The sequence below is a fragment of the Desulfomonile tiedjei DSM 6799 genome (genome assembly GCF_000266945.1).
GTDB lineage: Bacteria > Desulfobacterota > Desulfomonilia > Desulfomonilales > Desulfomonilaceae > Desulfomonile > Desulfomonile tiedjei.
In genome coordinates, this window is sequence record NC_018025.1 from 2,083,054 (window position 1) to 2,095,991 (window position 12,938).

Genomic DNA, 12,938 nt, shown 5'->3' on the forward strand with positions numbered 1-12,938 from the left:
TTTTCTTTATGCTCTCGTTTCAACGGGACCATCCACGCAGGATCTGAATCCCTGTTCCGTTGCACAGGTTCCACACAATCCTATCCCGCACTTCATAATGTCTTCTCGTGCTATGCAGATTCGCTCGGGAGGAACGATTCCGTCGAGGACTGCATAAACGGCATTCATCATCGCTGCGGGCCCGCACACGTACACACGGCTTCGAGAGTAATCCTCTCTGTGGGAACATGCATCTTCCGCGAGTGAACGCACCACTTTTCCAATCTCGTTCGGTCGATCGTAGATAATATTCGCCGACGGAACGAACTGGAGCATCTCCTTGTGGAAGCTATCGTTCACCTGTTCGGAGAACCCGAAAAAAGCTCTGAATACCGAATTGGGCCAGCGGCGGGCTGCCATAAGGATCGGTGCGGTTCCCGTGCCGCCACCTACAAGCACGACCGATTCATGCGGCCAGGGCTGTTCAAATCCGTTTCCGTAAGGACCTCGCATATATATGCTATCACCGGATTGCAACTTTTCAAGTGCTTCGGTGAAGATCCCAACTTTTCTTACGAGATAGACGGGCTCGGTATCCCATGCAGGAGAGAAAGGTTTCTCGCCTACTTCCGGAAGTCTCAGGAAAAAATACATTCCGGGATTGCATGCAGGCCCCTGTTCCAGGACCAATTTGAATATCCCCGCCCCTAATCTGGAGTTTTCTATGACTTGAGTTTTCATGTAATTCATCCGTCTTTCCGAACGGACAGGTCCCTGAGGCGAATTCTGCTGTCCACCGTTCAGGGAATCCATCAAGCGTTCAAAAAAATTGGCCAATTGTGGCGTGCTCAATCCGGCCAATGACGATCCGATCGCGAACAGAGAAGCACCGACAGACGCGTAGGATCGAACATCATCCGCAGAACCGATGCCACCTGAAGCAATTATGGGAAGATCGACGGCGCGTGAAGCTTCTCGAACGGATTTTATCCCGATTGGAAGGATTCCCGAGCCGGAAAGCCCTCCCAGTACATTCGACAAAATAGGATTACCTTCCTGGTCCAAGGCTATGCCAGGTCCTACAGTATTGATAAGGCTCAAAGCATCTGCTCCCGAATCCCGGCAAAGTCTGGCCATTCCTGCAATATCTCCCAGGTTGGGAGACAGCTTCGGTATCACGGGTTTTCGAGTTCGGACCTTTATGGACCGAATGACTTCGCTCACAGCTTCAGGATCGGAACCGATACTCTGGCCTGCACCCTTCACATGGGGGCATGAAAGATTCAGTTCAAATGCATCCGCAATGGGATCCAATACGAGGGCGCAATCGAGGAATTCTTGCGGATTTTCTCCCATTATCGAAACCACCAGGGGTTTATTCTCGTGCAAAGGCAAAAGCGCTTGCATTGTCCTCAGGAATACTTCTGCACCCGGATTAGCCAATCCGACAGCATTGACAAAACAGCCGGGATAATATTCATGAATGACCGGTTCCCGGTATCCCGCCCTGGGGCGAAGACTCAGCGTTTTCGTAGTCAGGAATCCGATTTCAGGTAATTTCGCAATCGCAGAGATTACGCTTGGAGCGGTAGTGACGATTCCCGAAGGAATGGTAAACGGAGCGCGTATTCCCAAACCGGCCAAACCAGTGCCGACCAGCTTATCCTGAGTTAATTGCCAAAACTTGTTATCTGTCATTTCTTCAACCGGTCTCTTTAACTTCCGCTTTTCTGTCCATGAAGAAGAGTGGATTTCTCGGCTTCTTCCTGGAGCGCACTTCATAATAGAGCGTCGGTCCTTCCGATCTTCCGGAACTCCCGACAGTACCTATAATCTGCCCATTCTTTACCGTGTCACCAGCGGTTACTTTGATCTCTTTGAGGTGAGCGTACACTGTTACCAGATTATTCGGATGCTCGATCAGCACCACGTTCCCGAATAGCGTTATTGTTCCGACATGACCGACTCGACCGTTCCCGGAAGCTCGGACGGGACTTCCTTCCGGCGCCTGTATGGTAATTCCGTTGTACTGTGTACCGCCTCGGACTCCGAATTCCGAGATGATTTTCCCTTCGACCGGCCATGAAAGGAGCCCGGTGAAATCCCTCACCTCAGTCTTTTCCTTTTCCTGAGGTTCCGTTTTCGCTGATTCCACCGGCATCACCTGAGATGCGCCGGGGATGAACAAACTGGAATCCGCCTTTATCATGTACGGCGGTCGCAAGTTGTTTACCTCTGCCAGTGCCTGAAGATCGATATTGTACGCTTTGGCAATTGACAGCAAATTCTGATCGGGCAGCACTTTATGGAGAATTCCTCGTGCAGGCTGGTCAGGTTCCAGATGGTCGAGTCTCAGGGAAGGGGGCAAGCCTGAACTGTAATGAGGACAACCGCTGAGAAACGCGGTAAGCAAGAACAGCGCGATTCCCATCGCAAGTTGCTGTCCAATACGGTTCCTGCGAATCAGATTACGCGCGTCCAACCGGTTCGGAACCCCCCGATCGGGAGACCCGGGAGCATCGGGACCTGAGTGGAACCTGCTTTTCAAATTCAGTGCTGCCATTCGGAAAAGAACGATGGAGACCAACCGTGTTCGCCAACAAGGTCTACGAATCGGCATCCGGTAAAGCTTTCAATGGTATCTCCATCGTCACGCCGGGTAAATCTCTTTAAAGTCTGGGAAAACCTGTTCCCCACAGGAATAATAAGCCTTCCTCCCGGGGCGAGCTGTGCCACCAGGGTCTTGGGAATCCTCGGAGCACCTGCGGTAACGATGATACCGTCGAAAGGCGCTTCCTCCGGCCAGCCTTGAGTCCCATCAGCGACCCGAAAACTGATATTCCGATAATTGCAGACAGACGTTATCCGCCGCGCTCTCTCCGAGAGAAACGGGAACCGCTCGATCGTATAAACCCACTGACAAATACAGGAGAGTACTGCTGCCTGATACCCCGACCCTGTCCCGATTTCAAGAACGCGGTCCGAATCTCGAAGACCCAGGAGCTCCGTCATGATGGCAACCATGTACGGTTGACTTATAGTCTGACCTTCTCCTATGGGCAAAGGATTATCGTCGTACGCTTCATCCCGCAAGGATTCGTCAACGAACAAGTGCCGAGGGACCTCTCCAAGAGCGGAAAGCACTTTGGGATCCCTTATTCCTCTCGCCACAAGCTGCTTCTGCACCATATCGTTTCGGGCCTGTGCGAAATTTATCATGCTCTTTACCTCTGCGGCAGCGCTCTTCACAAGACATATTAATCACAAAGCACCTGTTTTTCTACAGTTTGCGAGCGTAAAGAAGATTATTTGGTAACGTCCGAATCCTTTCGGCCATTTTCATTCGCAGAACCCTGGACATCTTTCTCCTGCACCCCTCCGCCTCCGTGAGTGGCGGGAATTCTCGGATACACCTGTTTATCGAGAAATTGAGCAAAAGAGTCCACGAATACCGAAGGGACGCGCATCATCCAATCCAGGGCCTGTGCCGCCAGGTTTTTATCCGGCGGCCCGTCGTAAAAAGGATTGTGATAGGGTGGATACGGATACTTCGGCCAAATCTCCTCTGAAGCCTGCGATCTTCCGGGCTGAAATTCGGATTGGCCGGGCACGGAAGGCTGCGGCCCTTGTTGCTCCAGTTTTCCGCCCTGTTCCTGTCTCATCATCGACAGCCTTGAAGGGCCCCCTGACTGTGCTACGGGGTCCACTTGCCAAGCGTGTGCAACTGATAGAAATACCACGGGGAGTAAGATTATCAGAAATTTGGCGCTTCGATTCATAGTTTGCTCCTATCCGCAGATAGGTCACCTTTAGACCGGACACGACTTTATTTCAACTGTTTTTTGAATAATTCAATGTAACATATTAAGATTATATGTTAACACTCAATTTGTCCAGTTCGGTTCAGTATTCCTGCCTCAACGTTTCTTCATAAAGCGGCTGGGAAAAAAGTGCTTCACTTCATTTTTTTGTGAAACTTCCGTAATAAATGGTTGACAAATGTCCTGATAAGGGATATACGTTCCCGTCCGCGACATAGCCCCTTTGGAAAACTCGTGCGCGGTGTCGAAGCGCGTGACGCTTCAAATTGAAAATGCAGTTTGGTTGTCGAGAATTCCTGGCATGAGACCTGTGAGAAGGGGGAATGCAGTCCGGAAGATCTTGCTCACAGGGATAAGGATGATTAAAAAGAGCCAAATGGAATGGTAGTCAAGGAGCAACAAGCATGTGGATGACCCGTGAAGAAATTGCGGCCGCTTTGGGAATAGTCCCCAACAGTGTGCGGGGGAAAGTCCAAAAAGGCCAAATTGAACGCAAAGTGGAAGATGGGAAGAATTTGTACAGGATAATAACCGCTGTTCCGAAGAAGGGGGTAGCGCCTCAAGATTCGGAGACTGAGATCCAAACCGCACCGCAGCCTGCTCCCGTACCTCCGGAACCGCCCAAGAGAGAGGAACCGAGGCCGGTGCCTCGTATCGTGCATCCAGTGCATGAACCTGTTCGTAAACCGGTAACAACTCCGGAACCTGAAGTAAAAAGGAAACCATCCGATAAAGAACCCTTTAATCCCAAACAGGTTCTGCTGGAAATGATAGCCTCTTTGAAAATAGGTAGAAATATTGACGCTATTGAAAAAGGTGACGAAATAGATCTTGCCACTGGAGAGATTTCCCGAGAATTGGATGCCCGTATTTCCATGCGACAGCATCGGCAACTCAAAGAAATCGAAGATGCCTTGGAAAGAATCAAGCTCGGAGAATACGGCATATGTGAAGATTGTGGCGAACCCATTCCTGAACAGAGATTGCGTCTGTTTCCTGCTGCACGGCTCTGCGTTCGCTGCCAGGAGGAGATGGATCAATTGGAAAAACTCAGGGAATCTCAGGGCATCAGGGGCGGCACTTGGAGAGAAGAGCCGTCTGAAGGAACATACGTGCGATCCTTCGAAGATTAATGAAGATTAATACCAGAGGACCCTCTCTGGAGGGCCCTCAAAAGATCCTATTGGCATTCAAGCATTTATTCCCACAGTTTCCCGTACTTGTCCCGCCATGAGTGGCCGATATGCTCATCAAGCCACAGTTCGAGACGTTTCATCGTATGAGATCGAGCAGAACCACCGCTTGCCATAATTGCAAACAGCTCCTCCAGAAGTCGATCCAGTTGAGTAATATCTTCTTTGGGAAGATATGATGTGGCGCCTAATTCCATGCACTTGAGAATGTAGTCCGGAGTCAAGGCAGGAGCCGTAAGCATAACAGAAGGGATTTGCTTGCCAACCGCCACCTGTAAAAGTTCCACGCCTTTTACGCCCATAATGTCAAGCACCGCCATATCATAGGAACGGGTTTCCAAAAGCGTTTGCGCACTGGCAAAACTTCCGGCGGTCTCCACCTGGCATTGTTCGAGAATTTCCTTGACGGTCTCAAGGATATCCGGCTCATCATCGACTACGAGAATGACTTTTCCGCTTAGCAAGCAACTCTCTCCGATACTATGGATTTTGGAATCCGAAAATGTCTCTCCTCATGATGGCAACTTGATTTCATTGTTCAGAGCATGTGAGGAATCGCCGGTTATAGTCAGTGCCAAAAATTCTGTCGTTTATCCCTCGTGTGAATTACAGGATATTGGTAGGGACCGGCGTCCCTGCCGGTCCATTCTATCGATATCATTGATCATATTGAAGATGTGCCGGCACGGAGGCACGGCACCCACCAATATTCCTAATCTTCAATCGGTCACTAATTTTGGCAACTGCTATAAATCAAGCTGCAGCGGTTCTGAACGAGAACCGGTCAAGAGTAGATCGTACTGCACGCCTGGGAAAAAAGGTCATCGACGCCCGAGATAACTCTTTTTTCGCCGATGGGTTAATCTCCCAAGATCGTTCGCTTGACACGATTCTTGCACGTATACTATAAAGAACTGTGGAGATCAATATATGACTTCCGGGACTTCTCTGCAGCGATAAGAATTTCGGCTTTATTGCGGTTACCGTAAGAAAAATGACTATGGTCCGTGCAATGAAGAGCGAGAAGATGAAATATCTTTCTTCTTTTTCGATATTATGATAGTCGGTAATGCTGGTCTGAAGGACGGTTATTCGATGCTCGATGTGAGCAGTCATAAGCCAAACAGATCTCTACAGCTTGGATTCCCCGAAACATACGTCGATTCCCATTTTGGACCGAAAATATTCGGTGAAATCTCGCGCAATGAATGTGAGCCGGGCGGAATTGGGACCGGGAAATCCGCAAAACGCAAGCTGAATAGTTCGGTTAGGAATCTACCATCGCACAATCCTGAGCCGTATTTCTTTGATTATGCCGGGGGTAATTCGTGCCGATAAAAAACATACAGACGTCCCATTTAGTGCATGACCTGAAGAATCCTGTGAATATCATTGAGACAGGCGCTCGCTCACTTTTGGACAAGCAAGACCGTTATGGATCTTTGACCGCGAGCCAGGAAAAAGTACTGCGACGCATGTTGAGAAACGCTTTGAAAATCAGACAACTGGCGGACAACATGCTCGAAATGGATATGGCTGCCCGCGGAGTGGTACGAATAACCGAGTGCACGTTATCGGGTATTCTCAAAACCGCTTTAGTGGAGGTTTTCGATATCGTCGATCCCGACGTTTCCGATGCGCTTGTGAGTGCACCTACTTTGGATGCGCTCCGCAAGGTTCTCGTCGCAAATGACATCGATTTGGATGCCGAGGATTCCCAACTTACTCGTACCATCGAGACGGACGAGACCAAGATGTGCCTGATTGTGACGAATCTCCTGTCAAACGCATTCAAGTACAAACAGAAAAAAGTCTTTCTGAGATGCAGTTCCGAGGGGGAGTTCATCCGTATCTCTGTGAGAGATGACGGACCCGGAATCCCCGACGTCTATCATCAGCAAATTTTCGATCAGTATTTTCAATGCGTCAAAGTTGACGGATTCCCCGTCCGCGGTCACGGGCTCGGCCTGGCTGGAGCACAGGCGCTTACCGAGGCAATCGGAGGGGATCTCTCCTTGTGCAAGAGTGTACATGGGGCCGAATTCGTGGTCCAGTTCAAAGCAGGCGTGAAAATCTAGCTTATTTTTCGCACCACCTCAGCCTTCCATTTCGTAATATCTACTCTTGAACAGGTCGAAAAGCGTTCGATCATTCCAAACCCGATTCACATCAAAAAACCATTTAGCCGTAGTACTGGAAATGGATGTCTCGTGGTATTCCCGAATAGGTAGAGGCGTTTGTTAGAAGTAATCTATTGGATAAGTTATTGAAATAATAAGTTAAGCAGAAAAGTTTACGAAGATGCTTGACAAAGCTGAGGCCGATAGGTAAACATTAGTTCGACGAAACTAATTCTGGTAGTGGACTGACCCTTTGGTTCGGTCTTAGAATAAAATGGTGAGGTGCAATCATGGCTCATGCAGAACGACAATGTGACGACTGCCCGGCTCTGATTGACGAGGAATGTAAGGTAAACGGTATGGTAACACTGTCCAGCTACAGACCCGGAGAAACAGGCACGATCGCGCAGGTATGCGGCAATCCCGAATTCCGCCTGCGCATGATGGAAATGGGCTTCATTAGAGGCACGCAGGTCAAGGTCGTAAAATTTGCCCCGTTGAGCGATCCTATCGAATTCCTCATTAAAGGATATCATGTGACCCTCCGCAGAGACCAAGCGAACAACATCATCATGAACCAGCCGGAAAAAGCCGCTTAGAAGGGATCGCGATGCCAAATAGAATGGTGGTGGCCCTTGCTGGCAATCCGAATGCCGGCAAGACAACGCTGTTTAACGCCCTGACAGGGGCGCGGCAGCATGTTGGTAATTGGCCGGGGGTAACTGTCGAAAAAAAGGAAGGTTCTCTCTGGCACGCGGACCACGAGATTCATGTCGTAGACCTGCCCGGTACCTATTCTCTTACAGCTTACTCGCTCGAAGAAATCATTGCCCGTAATTTTGTCGTTCAAGGGGCACCTGACGTTGTGCTCGACGTTGTGGACGCCTCCAACCTGGAACGCAATTTGTACTTGTCGGTTCAGCTTCTCGAGATGGGCGCAAAGGTAATAATGGCTCTCAACATGATAGATGTTGCAGAAGGCCGCAAAATCCATATCGATCACAAGAAGCTGTCAGAACTTCTTGGAATCCCGATTATTCCTACGAATGGGAAAAAGGGCGTTGGCATCCATGTGCTGCTCGACACGGCATTGGACAAGTCCCAGGATGAGAAACCCGTTGCAGGATCGGTCATTCAGTACGGGACCGAAATTGAAGAAGAACTGGTCAAGATTGAAAGCAAATTGAATGAAGCTCGGTTTCATCTGGGGAAGCTCTCCAACAGATGGATTGCCGTGAAACTCCTCGAAGGCGACCCGGAAATCATCTCGCTGGTCAATGGTTCCGAGACAACCAACGAGATCGTTTCCCAGGTCGAGAAGAGTCGAAAGCATCTTATCGACATTTTTGCAGACACTCCCGAGATTCTGTTTACCGACGCGCGATACGGCTTCATTTCCGGTGCGATTAAACAGTCCGTTCATGTGGAGACCACCGATCGTGTGCATTTGAGCGAAAATATAGATAAATACCTGACTAATCGTGTTCTCGGTCCTGTCATTCTCCTCCTCGTCTTGTACTCGGTTTATCTGGTTACCTTTCAGGGTAGTGAACCTCTCGTAAACTGGTTCGAGGCGTTCTTTAAATGGCTCGGCGCCACGGTGACCGATCTCCTGCCGGAAGGTTTGCTCAGATCGCTCCTCGTAAGTGGCATAATTGACGGTGTCGGCGGAGTCCTGGGGTTTACGCCCCTTATTGCATTCATGTTTTTTGCCATAGCGATTCTTGAAGATACGGGCTACATGGCTCGAATAGCATTCATGCTGGATCGTGTACTACGAGGATTCGGGCTTCACGGAGCCTCCATGCTTGCTCTCATGGTCTCCGGAGGAATTGCGGGAGGCTGCGCTGTCCCCGGGATTATGGCAACGCGCACCATGAAGGAACCCAAAGAGCGGCTGGTAACGATCCTTGTCGCGCCATTGATGAATTGCGGTGCAAAGCTTCCCGTCTATGCGCTCATGATTGGAGCATTCTTTCCGCATGGAAAAGCTCAGATAATGTTCCTGCTTACAATCGTATCATGGGCCCTGGCATTGACCGCTGCCAAGATAATACGCTCCACGGTCCTCGCGGGACCTTCGGCTCCCTTTGTGCTCGAACTGCCTCCTTACAGGATGCCCACATTACGAGGCCTCCTGATTCACACGTGGGAGCGAACGTGGATGTACGTGAAGAAGGCCGGGACCGTGATTCTTGCGATTTCGGTTATCATCTGGGCAATGATGACCTTCCCTGGCCTGGCGCCGGAAAAGGCCGAACCATTCGACAAGAAAATTGAAACCCTGACTTCCGAATTTCTCGCTTTACCCTCAGCGCAGCAGGTGTTCGCCACGGAAGCCGACCTGGAGACGTTTGCGAACTTCAGAACCAAACTGGGGGAGGGCAGGGGGGCAGAATTCGAGAACGAAAAACGCGGCTACTGGGTTTTGGCTGCGGCATTGGGTGACAAAGCCGCCGAGAAACGAGTCGCCAAGAGTGCAATAACTGAAATGACCGCTTTGGCTGAGGATTACAAGAAATACGCCGACGAAAAAGCCGAAGTGGAGAATGAAAAGCAAAGCACCAAACTGAGGAATACGATAGCAGGCCGTTTGGGTGTGGCCCTTGAATACGTGTTCAAACCCATAGGTTTCGACTGGCGAACCAATGTGGCCCTGGTGGGCGGTTTTGCAGCCAAAGAAGTGGTCGTATCCACTCTGGGAACCGCATACAGCCTGGGGGAGGTGAATCCCAGCGAAGAGTCCTCAAGTCTTCCTGAAAGGCTGCAAAAGGAATCTGGTTGGAATCCTCTCATGGCAGTATGTCTGATCATGTTTGTGATGCTCTACAATCCGTGCTTCACCACACTTGTAGTGATTCGAAAAGAAACGGGTACGTGGAGATGGACCCTGTTTGCAATGGGGTACACGACCCTTCTCGCTTACTGCGTAGCCCTTGTGGTGAAAGTTGTCGGTTCCTTGCTCAATGTGGGAATCTAATGCCATTTTGAAGATCATTATGTGGCAATTGCCAAGACAAGTGTCCGATTGAAGATCGGAGTAGTAGTAGGTGCCGGCCTCCGTGCCGGCACATCTCAAATATGATCAATGATATCGATAGAATAGACCGGCAGGGACGCCGGTCTCCACTAATATCTTGTATTCGAGCGTGAGGCAAACGTCAGAATTTCTGATACTTGCTCCAAATGACAACCGAGAAGTCCGGCAGGGGTGTCGGTCGCGGGATGAACGGTGGCGGCCAAAATATGTCGCTTTGTTAGCTTGAGAAAAGAGAAGAACGATGTGGCAAGAGTTGATTGTAGGCGTGATATTACTTGTCTGCGCGGGCTATATTGGCAAGCTCCTCTGGAAAAAATTCGCACTCATGAAATCAGATGCGGAACCATCCTGCCAGGACTGTTCGTCATGCGGCGAGGGATCGCGCGTAAGCTGTAAAAATCATCCGGAGAATGTCAGATAGGCTTTATGCAGATCTTGGGAGCATCGTCTCCCGAGATGGATACATGATAACCTTTGGTGTTAATGCGCAAGCCGCCGGAATCGTTCTTTTCTTCCACTTCCACGATCACTCCGGTGTCTAGCCCCTGCAAAGCTATATTCTTGCGAAACTTTGCCGTTCCCTTGACACTCTCGATCATAACCTGGGAACCGGGGACAGCCTCGGCGAGCGTCATACCACCTTGAATAGCTGCCTGCTGAGCACGCTGCCTGTCCGTGAGCCTGCGTTGAGCTTTTTCCAGGCACGGTGTACAGTCGTCACATGTGTCCGCGCGGTTTTCATGCCATCTGGTCTGGTCAACAGGGCACATTTCAATGAATTCTACGAACCTGGTCAGCTTCTCGATGACTTCGGGATCGAGATGATGCTCGATCCGACAGGCGTTGTCTTCGGCTACATTCTCCCCGACTTGAAGGACACGTACCAGAAAACGTTTGAGTACCTCATGTTTTCTGACAATTTCTTCGGCCTTCGTTATACCGATATCAGTCAAAGTGATGAACTGATGCGGGTCATAGCGAATGAGTCCTCTCGAAGCGAGAATCTTGAGCGCTGCGCTCACGGAGGACATCTTTACGTTAAGCCGTTTGGCGATATCCCGAACGCGCGCAATCCTACGCTCCTGCTCGAGGTGGTAGATAGCCTCGAGATAGTCCTCCATAGCCGACGTAAGATCTAGTGGTGGAGCAGATTCCATGAAGTCGGGACCCCTCTTGTATGTGTTAAAATTATGAATGACCTCGGAGTTGTTGTCAAGAACGGTGTCTGAATTCACATCGTAAGATTCAACGTATGCCGTAATCCTTTATTCTTTGTAGAAGTGAAGGATAGCTGATTTCAAGAAGTAATGCAGCTTGTGAACGATTTCCTCCCGTTCGGTCCAACGCTCTAAGTATTAGATCTTTTTCAAGAACTTTTGCGGCTTTTTTCAAAGACAACGTCTCCTCGACCTGATTGCCTTCGCCATAGGTAGAAAACGAATCCCGGATATCATGAGGGAGGCTTTCGAGCGTTATAGAATCGGTTTCCGTAAGGATCATGGCCCGTTCGATCACGTTCTGGAGTTCCCGTACATTACCTTTCCATGTATGGCGCGTAAGTGCTTCTTTGGCTTCGCGTGTTATCCGCTTTACCGAAAGCCCAAGCTTGACATTGAAAATCGTTATGAAGTGCTCCACGAGCGGAATCACATCTTCCCGTCTCTCCCGCAGAGGAGGTATGTGGATCTGGACCACGTTCAACCGATAGTAAAGGTCGCTACGAAACGTTCCCTGTTCAATGGCTGCCGTGAGGTCTTCGTTTGTTGCTGCAAGGATTCTGACCTTTACCTGTCGAGCGGAATTCTGTCCGACTCTGCGAATTTCTCCATTGTCCACCGCCCTGAGAATCTTGACCTGAAGAGACATGTCCATGGAACCGATTTCGTCCAGAAACAGCGTTCCTCCGTGGGCTTCCTCGAACAGCCCGGGTTTCGCTGCAGAGGCACCGGTAAACGCTCCCTTGGCATGCCCGAACAGCTCGGTCTCAAGAAGACTCCGAGGTATTGCCCCACAATTTATCGCAACAAACGGCCCCTGAGCGATACGGGAACGAGCATGAATTTCCCTTGCCATCAGCTCCTTGCCTGTGCCGGATTCGCCCGTGATCAGCACAGGGGAATCGAATCCAGCGACTTGACGGGCTGACTCCAGGATGGCATGCATTCCCTTGCTCTTCGCGATGATTGTGGGATTCCCCTCGGTTCTGAGCAGCCGTCTTTTCAGCATTACTACCTCTCGGCGCAATCGTTCTCGTTCCGAGGCTTTTCTCAGGGTGAGCACCACTTCATCAGTCTTGAACGGTTTGGAAATGTAGTCGTACGCCCCTTTGCGTATCGCCTCGAGAGCAAGATCGATACTCCCGTAAGCGCTCATGAGTATCACGATTGCTTCCACCCGACGAGCACGAAGGTTTTCTACAAGCTGAATGCCATCCATACCGGGCATGCGGACGTCTGACAGGATGAAATCGAATTCCTCTTTTTCCACAAGCTCCAAAGCTTGCGGCCCGGATTCCGCACAAGTGGGCTCAAACCCGTCCTGTGTGAGCACGGCATGCAACATATGGAGCATATTCGGCTCATCGTCGACCACCAGAATTTTCCGCAATTGCTCGACCATACAAAAACCGGAGGGAAAGAGTTCATACGAATTTGCATTCAAAATCCCCTCTTATCCCCCTTTATAAGGGGGATAAGAGGGGATTTTCGTCAAACTTTGAAAGCAAATTGGTATCAGTCCATTCGCTTGGATAAGGTAAGTGTATCCTGTGAAGAATTCCATTCCA

12 protein-coding genes are annotated in these 12,938 nt (G+C 50.0%); 5 read left to right on the forward strand and 7 right to left on the reverse strand.

Annotated elements, in window-relative coordinates:
• Positions 1-6: 6 nt before the first annotated feature.
• The 4 genes from DESTI_RS08730 to DESTI_RS08745 form a co-directional block, all read right to left on the reverse strand.
• Complete coding sequence (locus DESTI_RS08730) at positions 7-1,677, reverse strand: iron-sulfur cluster-binding protein (protein WP_014809601.1); 1,671 nt, start codon at positions 1,675-1,677, stop codon at positions 7-9.
• Between the two features lie 4 nt (positions 1,678-1,681).
• Positions 1,682-2,527 carry a M23 family metallopeptidase gene (locus DESTI_RS28605; RefSeq protein ID WP_169316377.1) on the reverse strand — a complete coding sequence of 282 codons (846 nt, stop codon included), beginning with the start codon at positions 2,525-2,527 and terminating at the stop codon, positions 1,682-1,684.
• A 2-nt stretch (positions 2,528-2,529) separates the two neighbouring features.
• On the reverse strand, positions 2,530-3,195 hold the full coding sequence (locus tag DESTI_RS08740; RefSeq protein WP_041286931.1) for a protein-L-isoaspartate(D-aspartate) O-methyltransferase: 666 nt from the start codon (positions 3,193-3,195) through the stop codon (positions 2,530-2,532).
• A gap of 89 nt (positions 3,196-3,284) precedes the next feature.
• Positions 3,285-3,758: a hypothetical protein gene (locus tag DESTI_RS08745; protein WP_014809604.1), complete on the reverse strand. Its 474-nt coding sequence runs from the start codon at positions 3,756-3,758 to the stop codon at positions 3,285-3,287.
• A 446-nt stretch (positions 3,759-4,204) separates the two neighbouring features.
• Here DESTI_RS08745 and DESTI_RS28610 point away from each other — a divergent pair, with 446 nt between their 5' ends.
• A complete protein-coding gene (locus DESTI_RS28610) occupies positions 4,205-4,933 on the forward strand; it encodes a TraR/DksA family transcriptional regulator (protein ID WP_014809605.1) in 729 nt (242 codons plus the stop codon).
• A gap of 65 nt (positions 4,934-4,998) precedes the next feature.
• On the opposite strand, the gene DESTI_RS08755 is transcribed toward DESTI_RS28610, so the two are convergent.
• Positions 4,999-5,457: a response regulator gene (locus tag DESTI_RS08755; RefSeq protein ID WP_014809606.1), complete on the reverse strand. Its 459-nt coding sequence runs from the start codon at positions 5,455-5,457 to the stop codon at positions 4,999-5,001.
• Between the two features lie 864 nt (positions 5,458-6,321).
• Here DESTI_RS08755 and DESTI_RS08765 point away from each other — a divergent pair.
• The 4 genes from DESTI_RS08765 (at position 6,322) to DESTI_RS31720 (ending at position 10,574) form a co-directional block, all read left to right on the forward strand.
• Entirely contained in the window at positions 6,322-7,071 is a 750-nt protein-coding gene (locus DESTI_RS08765) for a sensor histidine kinase (protein WP_014809608.1), read from the forward strand.
• Positions 7,072-7,403: 332 nt separating this feature from the next.
• Complete coding sequence (locus tag DESTI_RS08770) at positions 7,404-7,712, forward strand: FeoA family protein (RefSeq protein ID WP_014809609.1); 309 nt, start codon at positions 7,404-7,406, stop codon at positions 7,710-7,712.
• Between the two features lie 11 nt (positions 7,713-7,723).
• Complete coding sequence (gene feoB, locus DESTI_RS08775; protein ID WP_014809610.1) at positions 7,724-10,093, forward strand: ferrous iron transport protein B; 2,370 nt, start codon at positions 7,724-7,726, stop codon at positions 10,091-10,093.
• A 301-nt stretch (positions 10,094-10,394) separates the two neighbouring features.
• Entirely contained in the window at positions 10,395-10,574 is a 180-nt protein-coding gene (locus tag DESTI_RS31720; RefSeq protein WP_041286068.1) for a FeoB-associated Cys-rich membrane protein, read from the forward strand.
• Here the strand turns inward: DESTI_RS31720 and DESTI_RS28615 are convergent.
• Positions 10,567-11,310 (reverse strand): metal-dependent transcriptional regulator, encoded by a 744-nt coding sequence (locus tag DESTI_RS28615; protein WP_014809611.1) that lies wholly within the window; start codon positions 11,308-11,310, stop codon positions 10,567-10,569. The two genes, DESTI_RS31720 and DESTI_RS28615, sit on opposite strands and share 8 nt — an antisense overlap.
• 88 nt (positions 11,311-11,398) lie before the next feature.
• Positions 11,399-12,814: a sigma-54-dependent transcriptional regulator gene (locus DESTI_RS08790; protein WP_014809612.1), complete on the reverse strand. Its 1,416-nt coding sequence runs from the start codon at positions 12,812-12,814 to the stop codon at positions 11,399-11,401.
• Between the last annotated feature and the right edge of the window lie 124 nt (positions 12,815-12,938).

Excerpts from the sequence above, each read along its gene's own strand:
- DESTI_RS08730 (WP_014809601.1), bottom strand. The coding sequence starts at position 1,677 with ATGACAGATAACAAGTTTTGGCAATTAACTCAGGATAAGCTGGTCGGC.
- DESTI_RS08745 (WP_014809604.1), bottom strand. The coding sequence starts at position 3,758 with ATGAATCGAAGCGCCAAATTTCTGATAATCTTACTCCCCGTGGTATTT.
- DESTI_RS28610 (WP_014809605.1), top strand. The coding sequence starts at position 4,205 with ATGTGGATGACCCGTGAAGAAATTGCGGCCGCTTTGGGAATAGTCCCC.
- DESTI_RS08770 (WP_014809609.1), top strand. The coding sequence starts at position 7,404 with ATGGCTCATGCAGAACGACAATGTGACGACTGCCCGGCTCTGATTGAC.
- feoB (WP_014809610.1), top strand. The coding sequence starts at position 7,724 with ATGCCAAATAGAATGGTGGTGGCCCTTGCTGGCAATCCGAATGCCGGC.
- DESTI_RS31720 (WP_041286068.1), top strand. The coding sequence starts at position 10,395 with ATGTGGCAAGAGTTGATTGTAGGCGTGATATTACTTGTCTGCGCGGGC.
- DESTI_RS28615 (WP_014809611.1), bottom strand. The coding sequence starts at position 11,310 with ATGGAATCTGCTCCACCACTAGATCTTACGTCGGCTATGGAGGACTAT.